Raw genomic sequence first — 25536 nt, forward strand, 5'->3', positions numbered from 1 at the left:
TGACCAGGGCATCAATCGATTGCGCAAAGGGCGCCTTAGTAAATAACCTCCACCCTGAACTTAGGTTAATAGCGTAGCGGCCATAAGCTTGCTTACTTGATATGAGAAAAACCTTACTCTTCCTGATGTTGAGCGCGCTGCTGGGGCTGGCCAACCGCGCGCAGGCACAAACCACCCCCGTCTTCGCCAAAGGCGCCGACATCAGCTGGGTGACGCAGATGGAGCAGGCCAACTACAGCTTCTACAATGAAGCCGGCGTGCAACAGGACCTGTTCCGGCTGCTGCGCGACCACGACATGAACGCCATCCGGCTGCGCGTATGGGTGAACCCCGCCGGCGGCTGGAATGGCAAGAACGATGTAATAGCCAAGGCCATCCGGGCTCGCAACCTGGGCTTCCGCCTGCTGATTGACTTCCACTACAGCGACACCTGGGCCGACCCCGGCCAGCAGGCCAAGCCTGCCGCTTGGGCTTCGCACTCCTTCAGCCAGCTGCTGACCGACGTGTACAACCATACCTACGATGTACTGGACTCGCTGAAAGACAACAACATCGTACCCGAGTGGGTACAGGTGGGCAACGAAACCAACGACGGCATGCTCTGGCCCGACGGCCGCCGTTCCCTCAACCCCCAAAACTTTGCCGCCATCATCGACCGCGGCTACGCCGCCGTGAAAGCCGTGAACCCGACCTCTAAGGTCATCGTGCACATTGCCAACGGCTACAATAACAGCTACTTCCGCAACGTGTTCGACCAGTTGGCCGTGAACGGCGCGCGCTACGACGTCATCGGCATGTCGCACTACCCCACCGCCGCCAACTGGCCCACCCTCAATGCCCAGCTGCAAGCCAACATGAACGACATGGTGGCGCGCTACCCCGGCAAGGAAGTGATGGTGGTGGAAACCGGCATGCCGGCCACCGCCGCCATTCCCACCCAGCAAATGCTGCTCGACCTGCTGGCCAAGGTGCGCGCCGTGCCCGGTGGCAAGGGGCTGGGCGTGATGTACTGGGAGCCGCAGGCCTACAATTGGATGGGCTACGCCCTGGGCATGTGGAACAACAACGGCCAGCCCACCGTGGCTCTCAGCTCGTTTCTGAACAACCCGCCGGCCCCGGGGCTGGTGTACAACCCCGGCTTTGAGTACACGGCCGCCACCCAGACGCCGCTGGGCTGGACCACCGTGTCGACCGCCGATGCCGACGCCGACCTGACCCAGAACTACGGCCGCGCCAGCCTCTACCAGCTGGGCCACCAGAAAGCCACGGCCTACCAGGTGCGCACCTTCCAGCTGCTCAGCAACGTGCCCAACGGCACCTACACCCTGCGCGCCTGGGCCCAGAGCACCGGCGGCCAAACCACCTGCCAGCTCTATGCCAACGGCTTCGGCGGCACCGAGTTGGCTACCACCTTGCCCGCCTCCAGCATCTGGGTGCAGGTGCAGGTGCCAGGCATCGTCGTCACCAACGGGCAATGCGAAATCGGCCTGCGCTCCACCGCGGGCGCCAACCAGTCGGCGAGCCTCGACGACGTCGAATTTGTGGCCACTAGCACCACCGCGACCATGCAGGCCACGGCCACGCTCGCGGCCCAGGTATATCCCAATCCCGCGGCCGGCCAGCGCACGCTGCGCTTCAGCCTTCCCCGCCCCGAAACCGTGCAAGCAGCCCTCTACAGCCTCACCGGCCAGCTGGTGCGGGTGGTGGCCGCGCCCCAGGCGCTGGCGGCAGGCCCGCAAACCCTGCGCTGGGATGCCTCGGGGCTGGCCGCAGGTTTTTACTTCTTAAAAATCAGCCACGGCGACCAAACCGACGTAGTGAAAGTCGAACAGCTGTAAACTCCACATTTACCAAACTTTCTCACTTATCATTCCCAATTCCCATGAAACGTTTCTTTACCCTAGCGGCAGTGGGCGCCCTCACGGCGGCTTCGCTCACGGCTTCGGCCCAGTTCACGATGGACGGCATGGCCTCGGCGGCTGAAATCGGCATTGGCGTAGGCAAGTACCAGCTGGCCGGCACCTACACCGGCAACCACCTCGACGCCGACCGCGGCCTCAAGGCCCTCTACGTGGGCTACACCGCCACCACGCTCAACATCATGGTGGTGGGCTCGGCCGAATCCTCCACTTCGGGGGCTTACCGGGCACTCATCCTGTACCTGAACACGCCTGCCCGCTCGGGGGTGCCGGCGGCCTTGGCCCTGCCCGGCAGCAGCGACTCGCAGTCGCCCCTGGCCCACCAGCCGCGTCTCGACCAGGAAACGGACTACGGCTTCCGGGCCGTGGTGGGCCCTGGCGCAAGCGACGTGTATTTCAGCGCCGTATCGTATGTGACGGGCACCGGCGCCCCGGCCGCCGGCACCGACCCCTACGTGGGCCAGGGCAACAAAACCGGCGCGGTGATTACCTCGACCACGGCCGTGCTCCCCGGCACCAAGTTCGCCTACAGCAACACCGTGTCGCTGGCCGCCAACACCAACAATACGGGTCTTGAACTTGAGATTCCGCTGTCGGTGCTGAACAGCGCCACCACCTCGCTGGGCGCCGGCAGCCGCATCGATTTGTTTGCCGCTTTCATCGACAGCAACGGCCAATTCAACTTCTCTGACGTGATTCCGCAGGTAGCGGGTCGCAGCACGGCTTTCGGGGCCAACCCTGATTTTAGCACCATTCCCGGCACGCAGTCGGTGGGCTTTGTGTTGGGCACGGGCGCACTGGCCAGCCGCTCGGCCGTGGCCCAAGGCCTTGGCTTCCAGGTATACCCCAATCCTGCCACGGCTACCTCCACGGTGGCATACACCGTGCCGGCCGGCCGCCAGCCGGTGTCGCTGGCCGTATACAACGCGCTGGGCCAGCGTGTGCGCTCCCTGGCCTCGGCCGAGCAAAGCGGCCCGCAGCAGTTCGCCCTGGGCAGCCTGCCCGCCGGCGCCTACTTGGTGAAGCTGCAAGTGGGCGAGCAGCTCACCAGCCAGAAAGTGGTGGTGCAATAAGCTGATTCAGGCACCACAAAAAAGGCGGCCCCGCTATTGGGGCCGCCTTTTTTATTGCTCTTGCAGGCAAGAAAACGTCATGCTGAGCATGGCCGCAGCACGACGTTTTCTTGCCTATCAGTCTTAAGAAGCCAGCGCCTGAATCTCGAACCCAGCTTCCTGCACGGCTTTCACTACCTGGGCCGGGGTGGCCTGGGTGTTTTTCACGGTCAGAATCTTGTCGGGGTTGGCGGTGTCGACTTCCCAGTTGTTGGAGCCCACTTCCTGGTTGAGCGCGGGCGTGACGGCTTTGATGCAGCCGCCACAGTTGATGGTGGTTTTGAAACGAAGTGTGGACATGGCGGAGTAAGGTTTGAGGCGGCTCGCAAACGCGCGAGAGCCGCATTGCATATAACCAAAAACGGCCTCGCAAAATTACCAGCCACTGCTTCCGCAGCTACATAAAATTGCGCTCCAGACTTTCACAATCCGGCCCTCGGCGCCGGTTACGACTTCTTCACCAACTCCATTTCGCACACCGGGCACTTGCCGGGCTTGCTGCTCTGGCTGCCAGCGCAGCCCATGGGGCATTCGTAGCGGACCTGCGCAGCGGGAGCGGCCGGGGCAGCGGGCGTGGTGGCAGCGGGCTTCTGCTGCTCGCAGCCGCTTAGCAGAAGCAAACCGGCCGAAAAGCCCAGAACGAAGGTGGCGCGAATGGATAAAAGCATAACGGAGGGAATCAGAAGCAGAAATGAATGCGTGGCAAATGCGCCGAAACAACAAATTTAGCGCCGCGCCCGCTTCTGCCCGGGCGGCTCGCTGCCTTTAACCGCAACAGCCGCATGGCGGCGACAGTTCTCCGAAAGAGGCTGTCGTCGGCACGCGGCTGCTTTGGGGCTTGCGTTGCAGAAGCTACTGCGCGGCCTAAGGCCGGGCAAAACGCGGGTCTTTGATGAACGTGGTATCGGTGAGGGTGAGCATGAAGGCCACAATCTTGGCCCTTTCGCTGGCCGTCAGGTCCAGGCGGGAGCCGCCGAGGGGGTTGTTGGTGGTGTTGAGCAGCAAGGGGTCGATGTTGGGGCTGTTCAGCGCCACGTGCTGGTCGTAGTGATCCACCACCTGCGCCAGGGTGGCGAAGCGACCGTCGTGCATGTAGGGTGCGGTGAGGGCGATGTTGCGCAGGCTGGGCACCCGGAACTTGCCATTGTCGGTGGGCTGGCCGGTGAGGCCGCCCAGGCCGAGGTCGGTAAAGGTGGCATCGAGGCCGTTGTTACGGAACTGGTGGTCGGTTTGCAGGTCGCCGGCGTGGCAGTCGCCGCAATTGCCGCCCCGGGTGGAAGCAGTGCCTTCGGGGTGCTTGTAGAACAGGACCATGCCCTGCTGCTCGTAGTCGGTGAGGGCCGTGGGGTCGCCGCGCTTAAACCGGTCGTAGCGCGAGTTGCCCGAAATCAGGGTGCGCTCGAACTGCGCCAAGGCTTTCTGCACGTTGGCTTCGGTGATGGTGCTGCTGCCGAAGGCTTTGCGGAACAGGGCCGGGTAGGTATCCGTGGCCTGGAGCTTGGCCACGCCGGCGCTCAGGCTCTGGTGCATCTCCAGGGGGTTTTCGATGGGAATGCGCGACTGGTTTTCGAGGCCGGTGGCGGCGCCGTCCCAGGTCAGTTTGGGCTCCCAGGCCAGGTTGGCCAGGCTCATGGAGCCGCGCAGGGTGGTGGTACCGTTCACGCCCGTGGCGTGCGCCTGCCCGTCGGTGAAGGCCAGTTCCTGCCGGTGGCAGGAAGCACAGGCCACCGTGTTGTTCAACGACAGCGCTTTTTCGTAAAAAAGCTGCCGGCCCAGCGCCACGCCCTCGTTGGTGAGGGGGTTGTCGGCCGGGGCGGCGGGCAGGGCCGGGAAGTTGCTCGGCACTTGCAGGTTGTAGGCCGTGGGCTTCGCCACAGCGCCTTCGGGGTCCACAGTGTCGGCGTCGTGCTTGCAGCTGGCCAGCGCCAGTAGCAGTCCCAGGCCGGCGAGTAGAGTCGATTTTATCTTCATGCAAGCATTAAGTTAAGAAGCGTGAACGTGCTCCGTGGCAAACATACGGGCCACGCCCCTATCGGCCCGGCCCCATTTCGGCATCGCAGTAAACTTCATCATTTCTGCACCGAATAGGCTGACCACCAGCCACGCGGGTATGGTTTCAAATGTACAAACGGGCCCGCAAATAGGTTCGCCGGTCCCGACCAGCCGGCGCCCTTCATCGGCAGAACCAGCCGCTGGGCGGCGTCCCGCTCGCTGCTCAATAATCAGGCCGAAGCCCCCTCACAAGCCCAGTTTGCAGTTGAAAATGGTGCCCCGCCCCGGGAGCGGGTCCATAGTGAGCCCGCCGCTGTGCTGCTCGGCCACTTGAGTCGCGAATTCGCGGCAAAGCTCGGCGCGGGTGCGCAAGGCCAGCGGAGCTTCAAATGACTGCCCGGAGTGGAGGCAGCGCGGGCGGGTTGCTATCGGCAGAAGGTGTGATAAAAGAATAGGGGCGAGTGAATCCGCTGCGCTCAAGCCCAGCTATGCCGCCGAAATCCTCCCCGGTTCAACAAACGAACCTCTTTCGCCTAAACCCAGGTTAAAATTTACACAGTATGACTAGCCATTTTCCCCCTGCCAAAGCCATTGCCGAACTACATCAATGGCCGTGGCCCGGCGGCTATTCCAACTGTCCCAGCAGCCAGGCCACGGCCGCGCCCTCGTCGGTAAAGGTGCGCAGGTCGAAGGGGTGGCCGGGGGCGTAGGCGGCGCTCATGATGGCGTGCAAGGCCGGGTCGGCGCGCAGGTTTTCGGCCCGCACGGGCGGCACCAGAAACGCCAGACGCAGGCGGGCGGGCCGCAGCAGGGCGGCGGCGCGGGGCAGCCAGTCGGTGGTAACCCAGCGGGCGGCCTCGGGCGTGGTGGTGGGGCGGCGGCGCACGTCGAGCAGCCAGTGCGGGGTGCCCAGGGCCTCAGGCGCTCGTAGCAGGGCCTCGTATTCGCCGCGCTCGGTGCTGCCAGAAGTTAGGCTGAGCCAGCGGGCGGTAAACAAATCGAGGTCGGGGCGGTACGCAAACTGCACGGTGGACGACATTAGGCGGGGCCGGTGAAGGAGGCCAAAGCTACAAAGGGGGCGCCTCACTCGCCGGCCTACGGTTGGCTGGGGAGAGGGGTAGCCTTGCATTTTTAATGACGTTTTAATTCGGCATTTGAAACTGGCCACGTTAGCGACCTGCTATGTTATTGTTGCTTTTATGATTTCCAGCACTCCCATCCAGGTGATGTAGCACCTGCTTGTTCGAAAAACGAAGCACGTAGGAGCCCATTACGGCCCGCAGGGCCGCGAGGCTGGTAGCATAGTCGCGCTGGGCGGGGGCATCATGAAGCGTCCTTCCGTAATTCCCCGTTCCCAAAATCCGTATTCTCCCGCTGTTCTTGCGGCCTTCCCGCCCGGAACTTTGTTCAAGGAAAGCCTTCATCCCATTTCCCTGCATCTACCCATGGCCTACGACCCTCGCTTTGGGCCCAGCGCCCAAACGCCCCAGCAGCGCGCCAATGTACTGCGCCAGCTGCAGCTCACGCACCCCAAGCTCAAAACCCACGCCACGGCACTTGCCCAGCAACTCTACGCCCGCTACGTGGCCGGCGAACTGAGCTGGCCCGAAGTGCGCCGCGCCCTCGACGAAGCGGCCGGGGCCTGAGCGTCGCGGCGCCTACCCGTGTGGCAGGAAGAGCGCATCGAGGAAATCAACAAGCATGTCAACCGGCTGCGCGGGTTCCTGCCCAACGGGGACGGCACCGGAGCATTCACGGTGGTCAAGCCAGAGAGTTGAAGGGCCGTTTTAGCGCAAGGCCCCACTTCCTGAATCCAACCTTGCGGCCAGCATAGGGCCGGCTGGAGTTCGTTCTGGTGGGTGCTTCACCCACGTCAGAACGAACCCCTCAGATACTATTTCGCCGGTCCAGAAACCGCCGGTAGCTCTGGTGCTCCTGGGCCATTTGCTCGCGCACTTGCGCGATGGCTTGGGCCAGCGTGATTTCGCCGCGCACATAGCGCTGGAAAAAAGCCACCGTTTCGTCGTTGGCGGGCGTGCCGGTCAGGTTTTGAATTTCGAGGGTGTTGCGGGCGGTGGCCTGGCGGCGCAGCCAGTGGGCCCGCTGGTCGGCCGGCAAGTCGTCGGGCACGGACCCGAAAAGCGTGGTAAACATCACACAAAGAATAAAACGGTGTATTTCGGAATGAGCCGGGCGTTAGTCCGGCGTGTTTTCAATGCCATGAGGCATTTGGCGGGCCGCGTCCAGTAGCGTGGGCACTATGCAGGGCGCGGGGCCCAGCTCGCGCTTCAGCAAGTCGCGGCGCACGCGCTCGGGCACGTGCACCAGCACCAGCTTGGCGTGCTTTTCCTCGAGTTGGTGGTGCGCCACCCACAGCAGCCGGACCGCCTCATCGGAGAGCGAGTGCAGCATGCCGCAATCGACCCACACGGCGGCCTTGCCGCTGCGCTGGGCGCAGTGCAGCGAGTGGGCCAGGGCGGCTTCGGGCTCCTCAGCGTGGCTGGGCGCGAGAATGAGCAGGTAGCTCTCGGGCAGTAATTCGTGATAAACAACGGTCATAATCGGCAGGAATGAATAATGGAGATTAAGAGCGATAAAGGAGCTGCCTCAGACTTCCAGAAAAGAAATATTAAGGAGGATAATGGAAGACGCGGCTTACAAATTTAATTTATTCTATATTCAAAAATCCAGTGGAAAAGTACGGGTTTAGACAGTGGTTAATACTGATATTTCAACCGGGATAAATCTTATTTTAAAGCTGGGGTTTTGCGGCCTAAACTACTCTTGCTGGTAGCGCCGGAAAACCCGTAGCCCGCCCTCCGCAGAAAGAAAGATTTTGGAGAAAAAGGCCGTTTTTGACCTCATCAGTGGTATCCGGGCCCGTGATGAGGTCGTTAGAGGCGGTGTTCTTTCTTTCCACATTTCCATTTTTTCAATCATGGCCAACAACCAAAAGCAACGCGGCGGCAGCTCGGAGCAGCACGCCGAAGCAGGCCGCAAGGGCGGCGAAGCCAGCAACGGCGGCAAGTCGGAGCGCGGCGGCGGCAAAGAGCAGCACGCCGAGGCCGGCCGCAGAGGCGGCCAGGCCAGCGGCGGCAACCGCTAAAGCCCGCCGCCAACAGCGGCAGCTTATCCATCAACACCCGCTTTGCCCTGCTGGTGAAGAGGGTGTTTTTGTTGGGGTTAAAGTAATATTGCGCGGCCTGCGTCTGCGGGCTGGCTGGCCCCGTTGGCCGGTACTCCGTAACCTTCACCCCTCACCCTTTTCCTGTTTTTATGAGCCCTTCTGTACGCAACATCATTGCCTGGATACTGCAAGCCTTGCTGGCGGCCATGTTTATCAATGCCGGCGTCCACAAGCTGATAGACCTGGACGGCACCGCCAAAAACTTTGAAGGCATGGGGCTGCCGGGCGTGCTGGCCACCGTGGTGGGCGTGGCCGAGCTGCTGGGCGGAATCGGATTACTGGTGCCGCGCACGGTGCGCCTGGCGGCCCTTGGTCTTATCATTATCATGATTGGGGCCGTGTTTATGCACGCCACTAAGATTCCCGGTGGTATTGCCAAAGGCATACCGGCGCTGGTAGCGCTGGTGTTGCTGGTGGTAGTGTATCTGTTGCGCAGCCGCCAAGCCGTACGCACGGTGTAGAAGCGGTGCTTCTTTATAAAAACGTCATGCTGAGCGCAGCCGAAGCATCTCTACCGCTGTAGTAAACATGAATTGCGTTGCGCGGTAGAGATGCTTCGGCTGCGCTCAGCATGACGTTCTTTTCCGTTTTCAGCTCCTCTCATGCTGACGGGTCAAACCATTGCCGCCCGGCCGGGTTGCTAGCCTTACGGCCGGCCCGGCCGGGCTTCTGTTTTGCTTTCATGAAAATCCTCTATAGCTACCTGCGCAACTACTGGCCGCTGCTGGTGCTGGCCCTCGGGCTGGCCGCCATCAACCAGGTCTTTTCGCTGCTCGACCCCTATTTCTTCCGCAAGCTAATCGACCACTTTGCGCCCAAAGACGGTGGCCTTGGCGCCGTGCACCTGGTGCCGTTCGGGCCGTTTTTGCGCGAGGCCCTGCCCTACATCGGCCTGATGCTGGGCGCGGCCATGGTGAGCCGCATCGCCAAGAACTTTCAGGACTACTACGTCAACGTCATCACCCAGCGGCTGGGGGCCAAAATGTATTCCGATGGCCTGCGCCACTCGCTGGAGCTGCCTTACCAGGTGTTCGAGGACCAGCGCTCGGGGGAGACGCTGGGCAAGCTCCAGAAAGTGCGTCTGGATGTGGAGAAGCTGATTCAGGCCTTCGTGAACGTGCTGTTCACGGCGCTGGTGGGCATTGTGTTCGTGATGTGGTACGCCATCACGGTGTACTGGCCCATTGCGCTGGGCTACTTCCTCACCATTCCGCTGCTGGGCATTTTGAGCTACGTGCTGAGCAAACGCATCAAGGTCATACAGAAAACCATTGTGGCCGAAACCACGGCCCTGGCCGGCTCCACCACCGAGAGCCTGCGCAACATCGAACTCATCAAAAGCCTGGGCCTGGCCCAGCAAGAAACGGAGCGTCTGAACGGCACCACCAACAAAATCCTGAAGCTGGAGCTGCGCAAGGTGCGCTACCTGCGCTCGCTGAGCTTCGTGCAGGGCACCTTCGTGAACTTGCTGCGCAACATCATTGTGCTGTTGCTGCTCTATCTGCTGGTGCAGCGCCACATCAGCCTGGGGCAGTTTTTCTCGTTCTTCATCTACTCCTTCTCCATCTTCGGGCCGCTGCAGGAACTGGGCGCCATCATTGGTATTTACCGCGAAACCGAGATTTCGCTGGGCAACTTCCAAACCATCCTCGACACGCCCAAGGACGTGAAGCCGGCCGAGCCCAAATCGGTGGCCCACATCGAAAACCTGGCCTTCGACCACGTCAGCTTCAAGCACCTCACGGCCAACAACCAGGCCCTCACCAACATCACCTTCACCACCAAGCTGGGCGAAACCATTGCCTTCGTGGGCCCCTCGGGCTCGGGCAAAACCACGCTGGTGAAGCTGCTGGTGGGCCTCTATCCGCCCCTGGCGGGCCAGATTCGCTACAACGGCATCCCCGGCTCGGAAATCGACCTCGATGAGCTGCGCGAGCAAATCGGCTTCGTGACGCAGGACACCCAGCTGTTCGCCGGCACCATCCGCGAAAACCTGCAGTTTGTGGCCCCCGGCGCCACCGATGAGGAATGCCTACTGGCCCTGCGCCAGGCCGCGGCCGGCACCCTGCTGGCCCGCGCCCCGCTGGGCCTCGACACGGTGATTGGCGAGGGCGGCGTGAAGGTGTCGGGCGGCGAGAAGCAACGCCTCAGCATTGCCCGCGCCCTGCTGCGCAAGCCCACCCTCATGGTGTTCGACGAAGCCACTTCGGCCCTCGACTCGCTCACCGAGGAGGAAATCGGCAAGACGGTGCGGCAGCTTTCGGGCTCGCGCCAGCACATGACCATCCTCATTGCCCACCGCCTGAGCACCATCCTGCACGCCGACCGCATTTTCGTGCTCGAGCGCGGCCACATTGCCGAGCAGGGCCGCCACGAGGAGCTGCTGGCCCAAAAAGGCCTCTACTACGCCATGTGGCGCCAACAGATTGGCGAGCGCAAGGAGGACGCCCTGACTGGTGCCGTAGCAATGTAAACTTGCTGGCGCGCTAGCCTACTCAATCACCTGCGCTTTCACGTCGAAATCCGGCTCCGGCGGCTGCGGGTTCATGTCCTCCAGCGCGGCCACCACAATTTCAGTGATGGCCAGGTCGCGAGCCCATTTGTGGTTGGCGGGCACCACAAACCAGGGCGCTTTTTCCGAGGAGCAGTTTCGCAAAGCCGCTTCGTAGGCGGCCTGGTAATCGTCCCAATAGGCGCGCTCCTTGAGGTCGTTGGGGTCGAATTTCCAGTTTTTGGCAGGGTCGTCTAGGCGGGCCTGCAGGCGCTGGGCCTGCTCCTCTTTGGAGATGTGCAGGAAAAACTTGAGGATGCGCGTGCCGCTGTGCCGCAGCAGCTGCTCGAAGTTGTTGATGTCGTCGTAGTGCTGCTGGCAGGTTTTCTCGTCAATCAGGCCGTGCACGCGGGTGATAAGCACGTCTTCGTAGTGCGAGCGGTTGAACACCGTGATGTGGCCTTGCTTCGGTGCGTGGGCGTGTACCCGCCACAGAAAGTCGTGGTCCAATTCCTCCTTCGACGGCGCCTTGAACGTGGCCACCTGCACGCCGGCCGGATTCACGCCGGTGAGCAGATTCTCGATGGCACCGTCCTTGCCGCCCGTGTCCATGGCTTGCAGCACGATGAGCAGGCTGCGCTTGTGCTCAGCATAAAGCAGCTCCTGTAGCACGCTCAGGCGCTTCCGCAACTCGATAAGGCGTGGTTCTGCGTCGGCCTTGTCATCGGGGCGACGCTTGAAGGGCGTGATGTCGTCGGGGTCAACGTCGGCGAGCTTGAAATCCTTGCCTTCGACGTACACGGCCGGCGTTTTGGGAAGCTTGAACTGCATGGTTGAGAATTGGTCAGTTTGATTGAGAATTTTATCGTCTGTCTTCCTGAGCGCAGCGAGGGACTTTTTCACGTTTGGCGCATTTATTACTGCCAGTCGTTCATAAGTGAGAAGGTCCTTCGCTTTGCTCAGGATGACAGCTGCTTTCTACGCCCCGCCCACCAGCCGCGCAATGCCGAAAGCCGCCGCAGCGGCCAGCGCCCCTACCACGGCCATTTTCACGGCGCCCGCTACCGGGGGCTGGCCCGTCATACGGCTTTTAAAGTAGCCAAATACCAGCAGGCACAACAGCGTGATAACGGCCGACCACAGCAGCCCCTGCGCCGGCGTGTCCGTCACGAAATAGGCGCTGAGCGGGATGAGCCCGCCCACGGCATACGCCAGGCTGATGGTGACGGCACTTTTGGGCGCCTGCTTGGGGTCGGGTTCTTCCAGCCCCAGCTCGTACTTCATCATGAATTTCACCCACTGCTCGGGGTCGGCGGTAAGCTCGGCCACGGCCAGCCGGCGGGTGGCTTCCGACAGGCCCATATCAGCCAGCAGCTCGTCTACCTCGGCGCGCTCCACCTCCGGCACTTCCTGCACCTCGCGGTGCTCGCGGCTGAGCTCGGCGGCGTAGTGCTCCACCTCGGTGCGGCCGGCCAGGTAGCCGCCCAGGCCCATGGCAATGCTACCGGCCACAATTTCGGCCAAGCCTGCCGTGATAACCAGCCCTGAGGAACTCACCGCCCCGCTTAGCCCCGCCGCTAGTGCAAACGGCACAGTGAGCCCGTCGGACAAGCCAATGACGATGTCCTGCAGCATGGCCGAGCTGGTGAGGTGGTCTTCGGGGTGCAGGTCCTGCGGCAGCTGGGTAGTAGAAATTGGCTCGGTCATGGAGCAAGTTTTAAAGAGCATGGGCTTAACCCGGCGGGGTGCTTTACGTACGCAGAAGCAGATTTTTTCGCTGCCGGCTCGTTCCGGTTTTCTTTCACCTCACTCGTTTTTCTTCCCATGGCATCTTCCGCCAAAACCGCTTCCTCCAAAGCACCGGCCGCCAAAAAAGCAGCCCCATCGGCCAAAGGCTCCAACGGCTCCAACCCCGCCGTGAACATCCAGCCAGTGCTCACCCAGCAAAACCAAGCCCCCGCCCCCACCCAGCGCTACGGCACCGTGAGCCAGCGCCTGCCCATCGGCCTCAGCGAAGAAACCCGCCAGAACAGCGTCACTGGCCTCAACCAGCTGCTGGCCGACACCATCACGCTGCGCGACATGTACAAGAAACACCACTGGCAGGTGGTGGGCCCCACCTTCTACCAGCTGCACCTGCTCTACGACAAGCACTACGAAGAGCAGTCGGTGCTGGTAGATGCCATTGCCGAGCGCATCCAGATTCTGGGCGGCGTGGCCGTGGCCATGGCCCACGACGTGGCCGAGCTCAGCAGCATCCCGCGCGTGCCCCGCGACCGCGAAGAAGCCCCCGTGCAGGTCTCGCGCCTGCTCGACGCCCACCAGCGCCTGCTGAAAAACTGCCACGACTACGCCGACAAAGCCGACGAGGATGGCGACGACGGCACCAACGACCTCATTGTGAGCCAGCTCATCCGCACCAACGAGATGCAGGTGTGGTTTGTGTCGGAGCACGTGGTCGATTCGCCGCTGATTCAGGCCAAGTAGGGAAGACAGTAAAATAGGAAGGTGGGGAGTTGGAGTTAAGACTTGCGCGGTTTGCGCAGGCAAAACCCCAACTCCCCACCTTCCTATTTTACTGTTTTTACTGTCTCCCCTACTCTCCGTGGGCGGCCAGCTTTTCGCTGTGGTTGTCTTCGGCCTCCTCCACGGTGTGGGTTTTGCCCAGGTCGTTGTCTTTTTTTGCCAGGTCGGCTAGGATGCAGTAGAAATCGTGCAGGGTTTTAATTTCCTCCTCAGAGAAGTCTTGCGCGTTGATGAGGCGGTTGCTGGCGCCCTGGGTGGCGGCCAGCAGCTCATTCAGCTTGAGGTGCAGCACCAGCGAATCCTTGTTTTGGGCCCGCTGAATGAGAAAAACCATCAAAAACGTGATGATAGTGGTACCTGTGTTGATGACCAGCTGCCAGGTTTCGGAATAATGAAACAGCGGCCCGGTCAGGGCCCACACCAGCACCAAGCCCGCCGCGGCAATGAAAGCGGCCGTGGAGCCCGAAAACTTGGTAATGCCTTCGGCCATGCGGCCAAAAAAGGATGTGGAGTCAGGCTTGGAAGCGTGTTTCATCAGCTGGAATGGGGGCAATAGGCGTGAAAGTGCGACGCTTTCTATGCGGGAGCGCAAGTTAAACGATTGAATGATGGTCATTTGATGAAAATGTGTCCAACGTGTTTGTAAACCCGAACACCGCCGGCTATCTTTGCACCCGCTTCGCCACCTCAGCGACGCCGGCCTTGGCCGAATTACCCGGTTTGGTTGCTCTTTTTGCGCACGTGGTGAAACTGGTAGACACGCCATCTTGAGGGGGTGGTGCCTTCGGGTGTGGGAGTTCGAATCTCCCCGCGCGCACGCAAACACAATGGCCCGTTCTAGCTCGTCTGGAACGGGCCATTGTCGTTTCCGGCTGTTGCGCAGCGCCCGCTTTGGCGTGGCAACTATGGACTTGTGCGGTCCTGCCACGACAGGCCGCCTCCTGCTTCAGGGACCTTACTAGCAAATAAGCTCCAGCGTAAGGCAAAGACAGATTTGTGTTTTGTCAATAATTAATTAAATAGTTTCTGGCAATTCTAAATGGACTTTACCTGTCTTGATACCTAAACTGTCGAATTCAAACATTATACTAATAGCACAATAAACTTATGAGTGATGAATTATCAAGGTTGATACTATAAATTATTCAATATACACTTGCAATTTGCATACAAATTAGTTATATTAGTTATGAATTAAATCCCAAAAGGCTCATGAGTTGTCACTACTGCTATGAAAAAGACGATAGTTACTTGCGTAATGGCGGCTGCGGTCAGCGCCATCATCCCCATGGTAGCATTGGGCCAGTGCTCGTATGTTGCGACGGGTTCCGGGGTCATGGGCGGCCTCTCGGCAACGGCTACCTTTGATGTAGGCAGTGGGTCGTGCCCGACCCAGCCAGCGTCAAACACCGACGCCCGGGTATTTCTGAACTCTAACTACGCACTCACGCTCGATAGCGACTACGTGGTGGGGGCCGGGGGCAGCATCACGGTTTCGGCCGGGCGCCTCACGGTGCACTCGCACCTGACGGTGGAAGCCGACGGCCTGATTACGGTGAGCAATGGGGGCTCCATTGTGGTCGAAGACGGCGGGTCGTTGGACATATCCAGCCGCGGCACTGTGGTGGTAAACAACGGCGGCACCATCTCGGGCGACTACAACCTGGGGGTGGGCGACGGTTCGGCTTCGCAGAAGGTAACCAACCTGCGGGTATTCGCGCCCAGTTCGGTGACCTCGGGGGTGATGCGAGTGAACAAGGCCACCATCATGGTGCAAGGCGGGGCGTCGCTCACGACCACCTGCAATACAATTCTGTATAATTCTGACATTGTGGCCGACGGCGCCATGTACGTGCTTGGCAACCTGGACCTTACGCCGGGTGGCGCCAACAACACGATTTGCGGCGCGGGCAATATATCGGTGAAAGGCTGCGTGTTCGGTGGCAATGGAGCCTTCAACCACCTTGCCCAGAACTGCACGAATAAAATTGGGGTGTGCGCCCTAGGCAGCAGCACCGGGGTGTGCAACATGGGGCCCGTGGCCGGCAACAACACCAACGAACGAAGTTGCGATGCCCTGGTACCGACTTGCCCCAGGCCCTTGCCCGTGGAGCTGACCCTTTTCACGGCCACTCCCACGGACCGCCAGCAAGTGGCCCTGCACTGGGAAACGGCATCGGAAAAGAACAGCCAAAGCTTTGTAGTGGAGCGCTCGGCCGATGGGAAAGTGTTCCGCGACAACCGCACAGTGGAGGGCGCGGGCACCACACAAACCCGCACCATCTACCGCGTGGTGGACGAGCAGCCGCTGCCGGGCACCAGCTACTACCGCCTGCGCCAAGTCGATTTCGATAAGGGCAGCAGCTATTCGCCGGTGCGCGTGGTGCAGCTCAGCACCAAGCCGGGACAAGGCCTCGACGTGTACCCTGGCCCAACGGCTAAAGAATGGGTGGTGAGCAGCCAGCTGCCCGCCGAGCTGCTGGGCAGCACGGGCGCGGCCCTGCAAGTGTTCGATGCCTTGGGCCGGGTGCAGTCAATCACGCTCACCCCCGCCGAGCAACCGGGCCGCTGGACGCTGGGCCTGCAATCGTTGCCCACGGGCATTTATGTGGTGCGCCTGCTCACCAGCGCGGGTTCGTATAGCCGCCGCATCGCGCAATAAGCGTAACGGCCGAAACAATAGCCCCGCCGGTTATCTGCTTGCAGCAGGTGGCCGGCGGGGCTTTCTTGTGTTGGGCCGGTCTGCTTTAAAAGCTTTTTTTCGAGCTAAACCACGGAGTTACTTGTGCTTTCACGGCTGAGTTGGACGAGTAAGCAGGCAAAACCACCGCAAACGCTTTCGTGGATAAGTCCGGGCCACTGCTAGCATTTGGATTGGGGCGGCTAACACCTTTAGTGGACTGTTCGCCCTTCCTGGCCGGTTTCTGCCCGGCCGCCTTACCTCACTCAGGCCCGCCCCCGCGGCCGGGAGTGAGTGGCCGAGCCCAGCAAATTCAACCTCATGGTGGGTAGCGGCGCCTCAGATGCCATCCGTCTGGAAGGGTCGGTAGAGCTACTCTAATTTTGCTTTGAACGTCTGCTGATTATTCACTCCACCATCGTTTCTACCCCCTATATGCCCTCTCTAAACCAATTCTTCCTAGCCGATAAAGTCGTCGTCATTACCGGGGCTACCGGGGTACTGGGCGCATCCATGTCGCTGGCCGTGGCCGAAGCCGGTGCCAAAGTGGCCATCCTGGGCCGTAACGCTGAGCGTGCCGAGGCCCGCGCCGCCGCTATTCGCGCAATTGGCGGCGAGTGCCTGGTCGTGTTGGCTGATGTGCTCGACGTAGACCAGATGCAGGCCGCTTGCGACACCATCATGCATACCTGGGGCCGCATCGACGGCTTGGTGAACGCCGCTGGCGGCAACATACCCGGCGCCACTGTGGGCCCCGGCCAGAACCTGTTTGACCTCGGCATTGAGGATACCCGCCGGGCTGTGGACTGTGAGACCGTGGTGGTGGATGGGGGCTTCAATGCGTTTAGTGGCGTGTAGTTCCGCTTCACATTCCAATAGAGTGCGTCATGCTGAGCGCAGCCGAAGCATCTCGCGTGTGGGAGTAATACTTTGGATTGGGTTTACTATTGCACGCGAGATGCTTCGGCTGCGCTCAGCATGACGCTCTGATAAAACCTTATTCTTTCAAAAAATGCCCATCATCCAAAGCTGGCGCTGGTACGGCCCCAACGACCCCGTGAGCCTTGCCGACATCCGCCAGGCCGGCGCTACCGACGTGGTATCCGCCCTCCACCACATCCCCAACGGCCAGGTTTGGCCCGTGGCCGAAATCCAGAAACGCCAGGCCGAAGTGGCTGCCGCCGGCCTCACCTGGAGCGTGGTGGAAAGCGTGCCCGTGCACGAAAACATCAAGACCCGCACCGGTAACTTCCAGCACTACATCACTAATTACCAGGAGTCGCTGCGCAACCTGGCGGCCTGCGGCATCTTCACCGTTACCTACAACTTCATGCCCGTCCTCGACTGGACGCGCACCGATTTGGCCTACGAGGTAGAAGACGGCTCCAAGGCCCTGCGCTTCGAAAAAGCCGCCTTCGTGGCCTTCGATACCCAGTTGCTCAAGCGCCGGAACGCCGCTCAGGATTACTCGCCCGAGGAGCTGCAGAAGGCCGAAACCCGCTTCGCCGCCATGAGCGACGAGGAGAAGCAACAGCTGCAGCGCAACATCATTGCCGGCCTGCCGGGCAGCGAGGAAAGCTTCACGCTGGCGCAATTCCAGCAGGCGCTCGACGCCTACGAAGGCATCGACGCAGCCAAGCTGCGCGAGCACCTGATTCTGTTCCTGCAGGAAGTGGTGCCGGTGGCTGAGTCGGTGGGCATCAACATGGCCATTCACCCCGACGACCCGCCCTACCCCATCCTGGGCCTGCCCCGCGTGGTGAGCACCGCCGATGACGTGGCGGCGCTGGCAGCCGCCGTGCCCTCGCTCAGCAACGGGCTGTGCTTTTGCACTGGCTCCTTCGGCGTGCGGGCCGACAACGACCTGCCCGGCATGGTGAAGCAATTTGCCGAGCGCATCCACTTCATCCACCTGCGCAGCACCCAGCGCGACGCCGACGGCAACTTCTACGAAGCCAACCACCTCGAAGGCGACGTGGACATGTACGGCGTGATGCGCGAGCTGGTGCAGGTGATGCGCCAGCGCCAGGTGAGCCTGCCCATGCGCCCCGACCACGGCCACCAGATGCTCGACGACCTCAAGAAGAAAACCAACCCCGGCTACTCTGCCATCGGTCGCCTGCGCGGCCTGGCCGAGCTACGCGGCTTGGAAATGGGCATCAGCCGGAGTTTGTAGAACAGCCTTGCCATACACGAAACTGTCATCCTGAGCGCAGCGAAGGACCTTCTCACGGCTGAACATATCAACGTGAGAAGGTCCTTCGCTGCGCTCAGGATGACAGACGGCGCGGCTGTGAAAAGAGTCTTCTCCTTACTTATCCTCGTCCCTGTCGAACGGGTTACCGGGCTTCACCAGCACCACCCGTTCGCGTTCTACCACCACCTGGCCGGGCCGGGCACCCCGGGGCTTGCGCACGAATTTTTTGGGCGTGACCGTCACTGGGCACAGGCTGTCGTGCTGGCGTTTGGAATACCAGCCGGCCAGCATGGCGGCGTGTTCTATCACAGGTTCCGGCACGGGTTGGCCGGCGCGGTGCCGGATGACGACGTGTGAGCCCGATACATCTTTGGCGTGCAGCCACAAGTCCTCTTTGTGCGCGTATTTCTGGGTCAGCAAGTCATTGTTTTCGGCGCTCCGGCCCACCAGAATGGTAAAGCCCCGGTCCTCGAATACCTTGAAGGGCAGTTCCCCAGGAGCTTTACCGGCCGTAGCTGCGGGGTCGAGGCCGTGCAGCTTGCGCCAGGCGCGCAGGCCGCGCAGCTCGGCCAGTTGCGGCTGGCTGTCCATTTCTTCGAGCCGCTCTAGGGCCGTGAAGGCCTCGGCCTCGCGCCGGGCAATGCGCTCGGTGAGCTGGCGCTCCTCGATTTGCTGGTTCTTGCCCTTGCGGTAAAGGTTTTCGGCGGTGAGCTGCGGCTTTTCGTTGGGCTTCAGCTTGATGACTTTGGGCTGGTTGGTGTAGAAATCCAGCACCTCAATCTGCTCGGCCCGCGCCGGAATCTCGTGCAGATGGGCCATGATGAGGTCGGCGGTGTGGCGGTAGCCGGCCTCGTGAGCCAGGGCGTGCAGGCGCTGGCGGGCGTGGGCCGCCGCCGTGCTGGCCTCATCAGCGCGGCGCTCCAGCAGCTGGCGCAGCTGCTTGGTTTCCATTTCCAGCGCCCGGCGGCCCAGGGCCATGGGCACAAAACGGCGCAGCGCGGCAATGGGGTCATCGCCGGGCAGCGTCTCTAGTATTTCCCCCAGCGGCAACAAGCTCAGCCGAGTGCGCCCCTCGAACTGGATGACGTAATAATGCGCGGGCTTTTCCAGCTGGGCCAGCATTTGGTTCACCAGCCGGGTTTTGGCTTCCGGCGTGGCCTGGTCGTAGCCTTGGGTGCGCAGGTAGCGCAGGGGCAGGTCGGCCAGCGGTGGGGGCAGCTTGCCAGGAGCCGGGGTCTGAACCACGGATTCAGCGGATTTTTCGGATTGGTCGGATTTCGTGGATGGCACCGGCGGCTGGGGTTTCAACTCCGCATCGGCGAGCAGCTTTTGCTGAAACAACTGCGCCGGCGCGTCAGGCGCGGTGCGGAAAATGGCGTTCGGGCGCGGGCCGTATAGCTTGAACACCAGCCGGGCGCCGCTGCGGAAGTTCACCTGCAGCACCCGGTCCTGCGGCCAGGCGGCCACGCTTTCCACCTGCTCGCCCAGCATGTCCGGAAATAAATCGACCGAGTTGGCGCGGGCCCGCTGGAAGGTTTCGGGCAGCGCCAGCGCCGGGAAAGTTGCGCCCAGTTGCGCCTTCAGCCAGAATTCCTGGCTGCCATTGGTAAGGCCTATTACCAGCTCATCCTTCTCCTGTGTGAAGCACACGGCCACCCGGTAGCCCCGCAGCCGCTCGGTGAGCGCTGGAGCTAGCTGGCGCAGGAAGTAATAATTGGTGTGCATAAGACAGGACAATTTGCTGGTAGGTTGCAGCCTGAATGCCGACAGTAATTACCAGCGTAGAAAGGGACGGGAAATTTAGGCCTTTGCGCGCAACGAACAACGATTCAGCCCGGTCAGCCCTAAGCCCAACGGTTTCATTCGTCCAACTTAGCGCTCCATGAACAAGCACTTTCTTCTCAGCATTCTAACCCTCAGCTTGTTTTCATGCAAAAAGGATGAGGTCGAAAGCCCTGCCACTGTCGCGGCGGAGTTTAACCAGGACTTTCTATTGTCTTATCGACAGCAAGCTACTTTGCCGCAACTTGCGCAGCCCGAGCTAACACTCGCCTTAACGGACCTGCAATTCAGCATTTGCCCCCGCAATGCGAACTGCTTCGCGGCCGATTACGCCCGGCCCACACTTCGCATAACTGACGCCCAGGGCGCCACGCAGCAGCTCGTTATGCCCACCATCCTAGGCTCGCGAGGAAGCGACTGGATTGACACGGCCAGCGTGCGTGCCAATGGCCGGCGCTATTTGCTTACCTATGTGAAATGGCAAGTGCAAGGCGACTACCACGCAGCCACCAAGGAAAACATCAAATGCACGTTTCGCGTGGCCAAGTAGCGCCTTTACCAGCGCACATCAGCCACCGACTTACACCTCCACCACCAGCCCATCATACGCCAGGCGCACCCAGGCCGGCAGCTCCGCTTCCACATCCTGGTGGCGGCCCAGCTGGTGGCTGATGTGCGTGAGGAAGGCCCGCTTGGGCTGGGCCTCTTCGAGCACGGCCAGGGCCTGGGCCAGCGTGAAGTGCGAAATGTGCTCCTCACGCCGCAGGGCGTTGAGCACGATGACGTCGGCGTCGCGCAGCTGGGCGCGGGTTTCGGGGCCGAGGTGGTTGGCGTCGGTGAGGTAGCAGAACCCGCCAATGCGGAAGCCCAGCACCGGCAGGCGGTGGTGCATGGCCCGCAAGGGCAGCACCGACACGCCCTGCACGTCAAAGGGCTCGTCGTCGCGCTCAATGGCGTGCAGCGTCACGCGGGGCACGCCGGGGTACTTGTGCTCGGCAAAAATGTAGGCAAACTCCTGCTGCAACTGGCTTAGCACCCGCGGCTCGCCATACACCGGCATGTCGGTTTGCTGCCGGAAGTTGAAGGCCCGGATGTCGTCGAGGCCGGCGGTGTGGTCCTTGTGCTCGTGCGTGAACAGCAGCGCATCGAGGTGCGTGGTGCCCGCGCGCAGCATCTGCTGCCGAAAGTCGGGCCCCGAATCAATCACAAAGCTGCGCCCGTCCACCTGCACGTGCACCGACACGCGCAGGCGCTTGTCGCGGTGGTCGAGGGAGCGGCACACAGCGCAGGAGCACCCAATCATGGGCACGCCCGACGAGGTACCCGTACCTAAGAATGTTACATTCATTAAGTTAAGAGTGAAGAGTTAGGAGTGAAGAGTTAGGGTTGAATCAAAATACATTTCCGATTCAACTCCTAACTCTTCACTCCTAACTCTTAACTGCTTTAGCCCACGTATTGCTTCACCACGCGCACCAGGGCGTCGAAGTCGAGGGGCTTGGGCAGGTAGTCGGTCACGCCGGCCTCGCGGAACTGGTCCATCGAGTAGTTGTTGGCGTTGCCGGTGATGGCAATGATGGGCAACTTGCTGATTTTGGGGTCTTCGTGGGCCCGGATTTCGCGGGTGCACTGCATCCCATCCTTCACGGGAATGTTGATGTCCATCAGCACGCAATCAATGGGATTGGTTTCGATTTGCTTCAGGACCTCGCCGCCGTTTTTTGCCAGCACGATTTTGTATTTCTGAAGCTCGAGAATTTTGCGGGTGAGGTTGAGAATCACCGAGCTGTCCTCAGCAATCAGGATGGTTTTGGATTGGTTGTCGACGGACATGCGCGTAAGGTTGGAATAATTGGGGGAGGTAGAAAACAGGAAAGGTCAGGCCGTTTACACAGCCGAAGTACTCGTAGCTCGCTCCACGGCGCCGGGGTACTCGGCTATGAACTGTGCAAAGTAATACTCCAAAAGTCGAAAGCCCGCGGCCGCGTCGTCGGTGCGGCCTTCTTTGAGCTGGTGCTCCAAGTGCCGGGCCTGGGCGGCCAGGGCCACGCCGCCCAACGTGGCGGCGGTGCCTTTCAGCTGATGCAGCATGGGCAGCAGGTCGCGGAACTGACCTGCCGCGGCCGTGGGGGCGGCGTCGCGCAGCAAGTCGCCGGCTTCCTGCTCAAACTCCAGGTACAGGTCGGACGTGAACTCGGGGCCGCCCAGCTCCACCAGCTGCCGCAAGATGGCTTCGTCGAGCGTGGGCTCGCTGGCCACTTCCGGTGCAGGCGTGGGCAAAGGCGCCGCTTCGGGGGCAACCGCGGTAGCGGAACCGGGCGCCGCGGCGGGTTCGGGCGGGCGTTGGTTGCGCGGGCGTAGCCAGCGGTGCAGCACTTCGTAGAGGTGGCGGCTTTTCACCGGCTTGCCTACGTAGTCGTCGAGGCCCTGGCGCATGAAGCGGCCGGCGTCTTCCTGCATGGAGTAGGCCGTCATGGCTACCACGGGCGGGCAGTTGCCGCCCAGCAGGCGCCGGATTTCGGCCGTGGCTGCCACGCCGTCCATGTCCGGCATCTGGATGTCCATGAAAATGATGTTGTACTCGGCCCCCGGCGTCGTCACCATGGCAATGGCTTCGGGGCCGCCGCCGGCCACGTGCACCTCGCAGCCCAGCTTGGTGAGCAGGCGCTGGCCCACCTTCTGGTTGATGGCGTTGTCGTCGACGAGCAGCACGCGCGGGGCGGCCTCGAAGGGCTGCGCCATGGGCTCGCGCACGGGCGCCGGGGCCGGTACCTCATTTGTCGGCGCCTCGCGGGCACTGATGGTGAACCAGAATACCGAGCCTTCGCCTTCGTCCGACAGCACGCCGATTTCGCCGCCCAGCAGCTCGGCCAGTTGCCGGCTGATGCTCAGGCCCAGACCCGTGCCGCCGTAGGCCTTGCTGGGCGTGGTGTCGAGCTGGGTGAAGTTGGTGAAGAGCAGGCTGGCGTTGTCGGTCGAGATGCCGATACCGGAGTCCTGCACCGCGAAGCGCAGGGTGTGGTGCTCGCCGTCGGTACTCACGCTGCTCACCACAATGGCCACCGTGCCCTCGTTGGTAAACTTGATGGCGTTGGCCACCAGGTTGCTCAGAATCTGCAAGAGGCGCACCTCGTCCGTCACCACAAAGCGCGGCGTGTGGGGCGTGATGTGATAGGTGAAGCGGATGTGCTTCTGCTCGGCCCGGTAGATGAACAGGGCCCGGATGCGCTCCATCACGGCCTGTAGCTCGATGGGCGCTTCGTGAATCTGGAGTTTGCCGGCCTGGATTTTCGACAAGTCCAGGATGTCGTTCAGGATGGTGAGCAGGGCGTCGGAGCTCTTGCGCAGGGTATCCACGTAGTCGAGTTGCTCGTCGGTTTCCACCGTCTGGTCGAGCAGGTCAATCATGCCGATGATGCCGTTCATGGGCGTGCGCAGCTCGTGGCTCATGTTGGCCAGGAACTGCGTTTTGGCTTCCAGGGCGGCTTCGGCCTCGTCTTTGGCCAGGCGCAGGTCGTCCTGCATCTGCCGGATTTCGGTCACGTCGCGCGCAATGCCTTCGGTGCCGTACAGGCCGGGCTCGTCGGAAATTTCCTCGCCTTCGGGCGGGGTGGCCATGCGGGCGTTCACCAGCACGCTCACGGGGTAGCCGTCCTGGTGCCACATCTGGGTCTCGAAGTTGCGCAGGCCGCCGCTGCGCAGGGTTTCGGCATTGGCCCGGTCCAGGTCCTCGGCATCCACGAAGTAGTCCCGAACTGGCTGGCCAATGACTTCCTCGGGCTCGTAGCCCAGCACCTCGCGCACCGAAGGGCTGACGAGGGTGAGCAGCCCCTCGGCGTTGGTGCGGTAGTAAATGTCCTGAAACGACTCGAAGATGTTGCGGAACTTCTCCTCCTGCTCCTCCAGAGCCAGCTGCGCCCGCTTCTGCTCGGTGATGTCGTGGGCAATGGCCGAAATCTCATCAAAGGAGCCGTCGCCCAGGTAAATAGGGTTCAGGTGAATATCGGTCCACACGTCGTAGCCGCGGGCGTCGCGCAGGCGCATCTCAAAGCGCTGGGCCTGGCCCTTTGACGCCGCGTTGTAATGGTGCACAAAGGTGTCGCGCTCGGCCTCGGGCATGTTGGCGAGGTCGGCCTCCCACAAGTTAAGGCCGCGCACGGGGTAGGTGCCGTTGCGCCGCAGGAACAGGGCCGCGTAGTTGCGGTTGAAGTTCATGAGCTGGGCGCGGGTGTTCACCGTCCACATCACGTGCGAGCCGCTCTCAAAAATGGCGTTCAGGCGGGCCGTTTGCTTGCCAATCTGCTCCTCGTTGCGCTTGCGCTCGATGGCCAGGGCCACCTGGTTCGAAATGAAGTGCAGCACGTCGAGGTCGCCGGGGGTGTAGGCGTCGGCGCGGGTGTAGTCCTGCACGGCCAGCACACCGATAATGCGGTCGCCGATGCTCAGCGGCGAAGCCAGCATCACCTCCGGCACCAGGCCGTGGGCAGCCACGGTGCCGCTGCGCACCAGCTGCTGGAAGTCGTTGTGGGTGAGGTAGCGGGGCTGCCCGCCGGCAATGATGTATTCCGACACACCGTTGCTGAACGGCAGCGCACCCTTGGGCCGGTGCTGGGGGTGCTGGTCGACGTGGTAGGCAAACTGCAGTTGCGTGCGTGCGTCGTCGCAGAGGGCAATGAACAGGTTGCTGGTTTCGATAATCTTGCTCAACTCGCGGTGAATAGCGCCGTAGAGGCTGGGCAAGTCCTTGGCCGAGATGGCCAGGTTGGCAATGCTATAATAGACTTTCTGCAGGCGCTCGGCCTTGATGCGGTCGGTGATGTCGTGCAGAATGGCGCGACTGCTCACCGGCTGGCCTTCCTCGCGCACCACGCTCATGCTCCCGATGAGGTGCACGGGCTTGCCCTGGTTGGTCAGAAACACGGTTTCGACCTTGTTCACCGGCTCGCCGTCGTACAGGTTGCGCAGCTGGTAGAGCAGCTTGGCCTTGTAGTAGGGGTGCACCACGTCGGCCAGGGTGCGCGTGGCCAGCTCGGCGTCGGTGTAGCCCAGCTTTTCCTTCCAGGCCTTGTTCACAAACAGGAAGCCGTTGTCAGCACTCAAGTGCTGCACCAAGTCCTGGGCGTTGTCGAGGAAGTCCTGCAGGTGGGTGCTGTCGCCGGCCAGGGCCGGGCTGGGCGCGCTCTTACTGGGCAGCTCGTGGCCGGCCATCCACATGCCCGTGACGTGGCCGGCGGCGTCGTGCGTGAACCCGGCCTGCCAGCGCAGCGGGCGCAGCTGGCCGCCGCGCGTAAGCAGGGTTTGCTCGTAGCAGGGCGCCAGGGCCTGGTTTTCGATGCTCTCGCGGAACTCGCGTTTGCGCCCCTCGCGCTCGGGCTGGGGGGCCAGCATCTGGTAGAAGTACTGGCCCAGCACTTTGTCGCGCGGGTAACCGGTTAGAGCCAGAAACGCTTCGTTGACTTCCACGATGGCGCCCTGCCGGTCAGTCAGCAGATACACCTGTCCCAACTGGTCGAGCAACGCCGCCAGCGGCGGCGCCACAGGGCGGGTGGAAGAAGCAGCCGAAAAAGAAGCCATACAATTACGCGTGCCGCGAGTTGAATTTCCTGCTAATATAGCCTGCGCCGGGCCGGACCGCGGCGTAAATTTGGCC

At 61.8% G+C, this 25536-nt stretch carries 24 protein-coding genes and 1 tRNA gene; 12 read left to right on the top strand and 13 right to left on the bottom strand.

The features are described 5' to 3' along the window. Positions 1 to 101: 101 nt before the first annotated feature. Together I2I01_RS05855 and I2I01_RS05860 are read left to right on the top strand one after the other, a co-directional pair. Complete coding sequence (locus tag I2I01_RS05855; RefSeq protein ID WP_196285465.1) at positions 102 to 1838, top strand: glycosyl hydrolase 53 family protein; 1737 nt, start codon at positions 102 to 104, stop codon at positions 1836 to 1838. Positions 1839 to 1882: 44 nt separating this feature from the next. Continuing rightward, positions 1883 to 2992, top strand: a complete 1110-nt coding sequence (locus I2I01_RS05860; RefSeq protein ID WP_196285466.1) for a T9SS type A sorting domain-containing protein — start codon at positions 1883 to 1885, stop codon at positions 2990 to 2992. Between the two features lie 123 nt (positions 2993 to 3115). Here the strand turns inward: I2I01_RS05860 and I2I01_RS05865 are convergent, their stop codons facing one another. The 4 genes from I2I01_RS05865 to I2I01_RS05880 form a co-directional block, all read right to left on the bottom strand. Then, positions 3116 to 3331, bottom strand: coding sequence for a heavy-metal-associated domain-containing protein (locus I2I01_RS05865; protein ID WP_196285467.1), 216 nt, complete (start codon positions 3329 to 3331; stop codon positions 3116 to 3118). 146 nt (positions 3332 to 3477) lie between these two features. Beyond that, entirely contained in the window at positions 3478 to 3699 is a 222-nt protein-coding gene (locus I2I01_RS05870) for a heavy metal-binding domain-containing protein (RefSeq protein WP_196285468.1), read from the bottom strand. A 196-nt stretch (positions 3700 to 3895) separates the two neighbouring features. Continuing rightward, complete coding sequence (locus I2I01_RS05875; RefSeq protein WP_196285469.1) at positions 3896 to 5002, bottom strand: cytochrome-c peroxidase; 1107 nt, start codon at positions 5000 to 5002, stop codon at positions 3896 to 3898. 646 nt (positions 5003 to 5648) lie between these two features. After that, entirely contained in the window at positions 5649 to 6062 is a 414-nt protein-coding gene (locus tag I2I01_RS05880; protein ID WP_196285470.1) for a hypothetical protein, read from the bottom strand. A 406-nt stretch (positions 6063 to 6468) separates the two neighbouring features. Between I2I01_RS05880 and I2I01_RS05885 the strand changes: the two genes are divergently transcribed. Further along, positions 6469 to 6669 carry a hypothetical protein gene (locus I2I01_RS05885; protein WP_196285471.1) on the top strand — a complete coding sequence of 67 codons (201 nt, stop codon included), beginning with the start codon at positions 6469 to 6471 and terminating at the stop codon, positions 6667 to 6669. A gap of 241 nt (positions 6670 to 6910) precedes the next feature. On the opposite strand, the gene I2I01_RS05890 is transcribed toward I2I01_RS05885, so the two are convergent. Together I2I01_RS05890 and I2I01_RS05895 are read right to left on the bottom strand one after the other, a co-directional pair. Beyond that, the gene (locus I2I01_RS05890; protein ID WP_196285472.1) at positions 6911 to 7177 is read right to left on the bottom strand and encodes an antitoxin VbhA family protein; all 267 of its coding nucleotides are present in this window, start codon (positions 7175 to 7177) and stop codon (positions 6911 to 6913) included. 42 nt (positions 7178 to 7219) lie between these two features. Further along, positions 7220 to 7582, bottom strand: a complete 363-nt coding sequence (locus I2I01_RS05895) for an STAS domain-containing protein (protein WP_196285473.1) — start codon at positions 7580 to 7582, stop codon at positions 7220 to 7222. A 379-nt stretch (positions 7583 to 7961) separates the two neighbouring features. Here I2I01_RS05895 and I2I01_RS05900 point away from each other — a divergent pair, with 379 nt between their 5' ends. From I2I01_RS05900 to I2I01_RS05910, 3 genes are all read left to right on the top strand, one after another. Beyond that, a complete protein-coding gene (locus I2I01_RS05900) occupies positions 7962 to 8129 on the top strand; it encodes a hypothetical protein (RefSeq protein ID WP_196285474.1) in 168 nt (55 codons plus the stop codon). A 170-nt stretch (positions 8130 to 8299) separates the two neighbouring features. After that, positions 8300 to 8671: a DoxX family protein gene (locus tag I2I01_RS05905; protein WP_196285475.1), complete on the top strand. Its 372-nt coding sequence runs from the start codon at positions 8300 to 8302 to the stop codon at positions 8669 to 8671. A 221-nt stretch (positions 8672 to 8892) separates the two neighbouring features. Next, on the top strand, positions 8893 to 10683 hold the full coding sequence (locus I2I01_RS05910) for an ABC transporter ATP-binding protein (RefSeq protein ID WP_196285476.1): 1791 nt from the start codon (positions 8893 to 8895) through the stop codon (positions 10681 to 10683). Between the two features lie 18 nt (positions 10684 to 10701). Here the strand turns inward: I2I01_RS05910 and I2I01_RS05915 are convergent, their stop codons facing one another. Then, complete coding sequence (locus tag I2I01_RS05915) at positions 10702 to 11532, bottom strand: polyphosphate kinase 2 family protein (protein ID WP_196285477.1); 831 nt, start codon at positions 11530 to 11532, stop codon at positions 10702 to 10704. A gap of 147 nt (positions 11533 to 11679) precedes the next feature. Beyond that, the gene (locus tag I2I01_RS05920; protein ID WP_196285478.1) at positions 11680 to 12408 is read right to left on the bottom strand and encodes a VIT1/CCC1 transporter family protein; all 729 of its coding nucleotides are present in this window, start codon (positions 12406 to 12408) and stop codon (positions 11680 to 11682) included. A 117-nt stretch (positions 12409 to 12525) separates the two neighbouring features. Between I2I01_RS05920 and I2I01_RS05925 the strand changes: the two genes are divergently transcribed. After that, positions 12526 to 13188 carry a Dps family protein gene (locus I2I01_RS05925; protein WP_196285479.1) on the top strand — a complete coding sequence of 221 codons (663 nt, stop codon included), beginning with the start codon at positions 12526 to 12528 and terminating at the stop codon, positions 13186 to 13188. 109 nt (positions 13189 to 13297) lie between these two features. Here the strand turns inward: I2I01_RS05925 and I2I01_RS05930 are convergent, their stop codons facing one another. Continuing rightward, positions 13298 to 13762: a low affinity iron permease family protein gene (locus I2I01_RS05930; protein WP_196285480.1), complete on the bottom strand. Its 465-nt coding sequence runs from the start codon at positions 13760 to 13762 to the stop codon at positions 13298 to 13300. A 200-nt stretch (positions 13763 to 13962) separates the two neighbouring features. Between I2I01_RS05930 and I2I01_RS05935 the strand changes: the two genes are divergently transcribed. From I2I01_RS05935 to uxuA, 4 genes are all read left to right on the top strand, one after another. Beyond that, positions 13963 to 14044, top strand: a tRNA-Leu gene (locus I2I01_RS05935). 414 nt (positions 14045 to 14458) lie between these two features. After that, positions 14459 to 15889, top strand: a complete 1431-nt coding sequence (locus I2I01_RS05940; RefSeq protein ID WP_196285481.1) for a T9SS type A sorting domain-containing protein — start codon at positions 14459 to 14461, stop codon at positions 15887 to 15889. A gap of 453 nt (positions 15890 to 16342) precedes the next feature. Further along, positions 16343 to 16765: an SDR family NAD(P)-dependent oxidoreductase gene (locus I2I01_RS05945; protein WP_196285482.1), complete on the top strand. Its 423-nt coding sequence runs from the start codon at positions 16343 to 16345 to the stop codon at positions 16763 to 16765. A gap of 154 nt (positions 16766 to 16919) precedes the next feature. Next, complete coding sequence (gene uxuA, locus I2I01_RS05950) at positions 16920 to 18083, top strand: mannonate dehydratase (RefSeq protein WP_196285483.1); 1164 nt, start codon at positions 16920 to 16922, stop codon at positions 18081 to 18083. Positions 18084 to 18218: 135 nt separating this feature from the next. On the opposite strand, the gene I2I01_RS05955 is transcribed toward uxuA, so the two are convergent. Further along, positions 18219 to 19829, bottom strand: coding sequence for an NFACT RNA binding domain-containing protein (locus tag I2I01_RS05955; protein WP_196285484.1), 1611 nt, complete (start codon positions 19827 to 19829; stop codon positions 18219 to 18221). Between the two features lie 442 nt (positions 19830 to 20271). Between I2I01_RS05955 and I2I01_RS05960 the strand changes: the two genes are divergently transcribed. After that, positions 20272 to 20436 (top strand): hypothetical protein, encoded by a 165-nt coding sequence (locus I2I01_RS05960; protein WP_196285485.1) that lies wholly within the window; start codon positions 20272 to 20274, stop codon positions 20434 to 20436. Between the two features lie 30 nt (positions 20437 to 20466). Here I2I01_RS05960 and I2I01_RS05965 read toward each other — a convergent pair whose 3' ends face one another. The 3 genes from I2I01_RS05965 to I2I01_RS05975 form a co-directional block, all read right to left on the bottom strand. Beyond that, positions 20467 to 21234, bottom strand: coding sequence for an MBL fold metallo-hydrolase (locus I2I01_RS05965; protein ID WP_196285486.1), 768 nt, complete (start codon positions 21232 to 21234; stop codon positions 20467 to 20469). A gap of 98 nt (positions 21235 to 21332) precedes the next feature. Continuing rightward, positions 21333 to 21719 (bottom strand): response regulator, encoded by a 387-nt coding sequence (locus I2I01_RS05970; RefSeq protein ID WP_196285487.1) that lies wholly within the window; start codon positions 21717 to 21719, stop codon positions 21333 to 21335. Positions 21720 to 21773: 54 nt separating this feature from the next. After that, positions 21774 to 25460 carry a PAS domain S-box protein gene (locus I2I01_RS05975; protein WP_196285488.1) on the bottom strand — a complete coding sequence of 1229 codons (3687 nt, stop codon included), beginning with the start codon at positions 25458 to 25460 and terminating at the stop codon, positions 21774 to 21776. Positions 25461 to 25536: the final 76 nt, after the last annotated feature.

This window comes from Hymenobacter properus, assembly GCF_015694735.1.
GTDB classification, from domain to species: domain Bacteria; phylum Bacteroidota; class Bacteroidia; order Cytophagales; family Hymenobacteraceae; genus Hymenobacter; species Hymenobacter properus.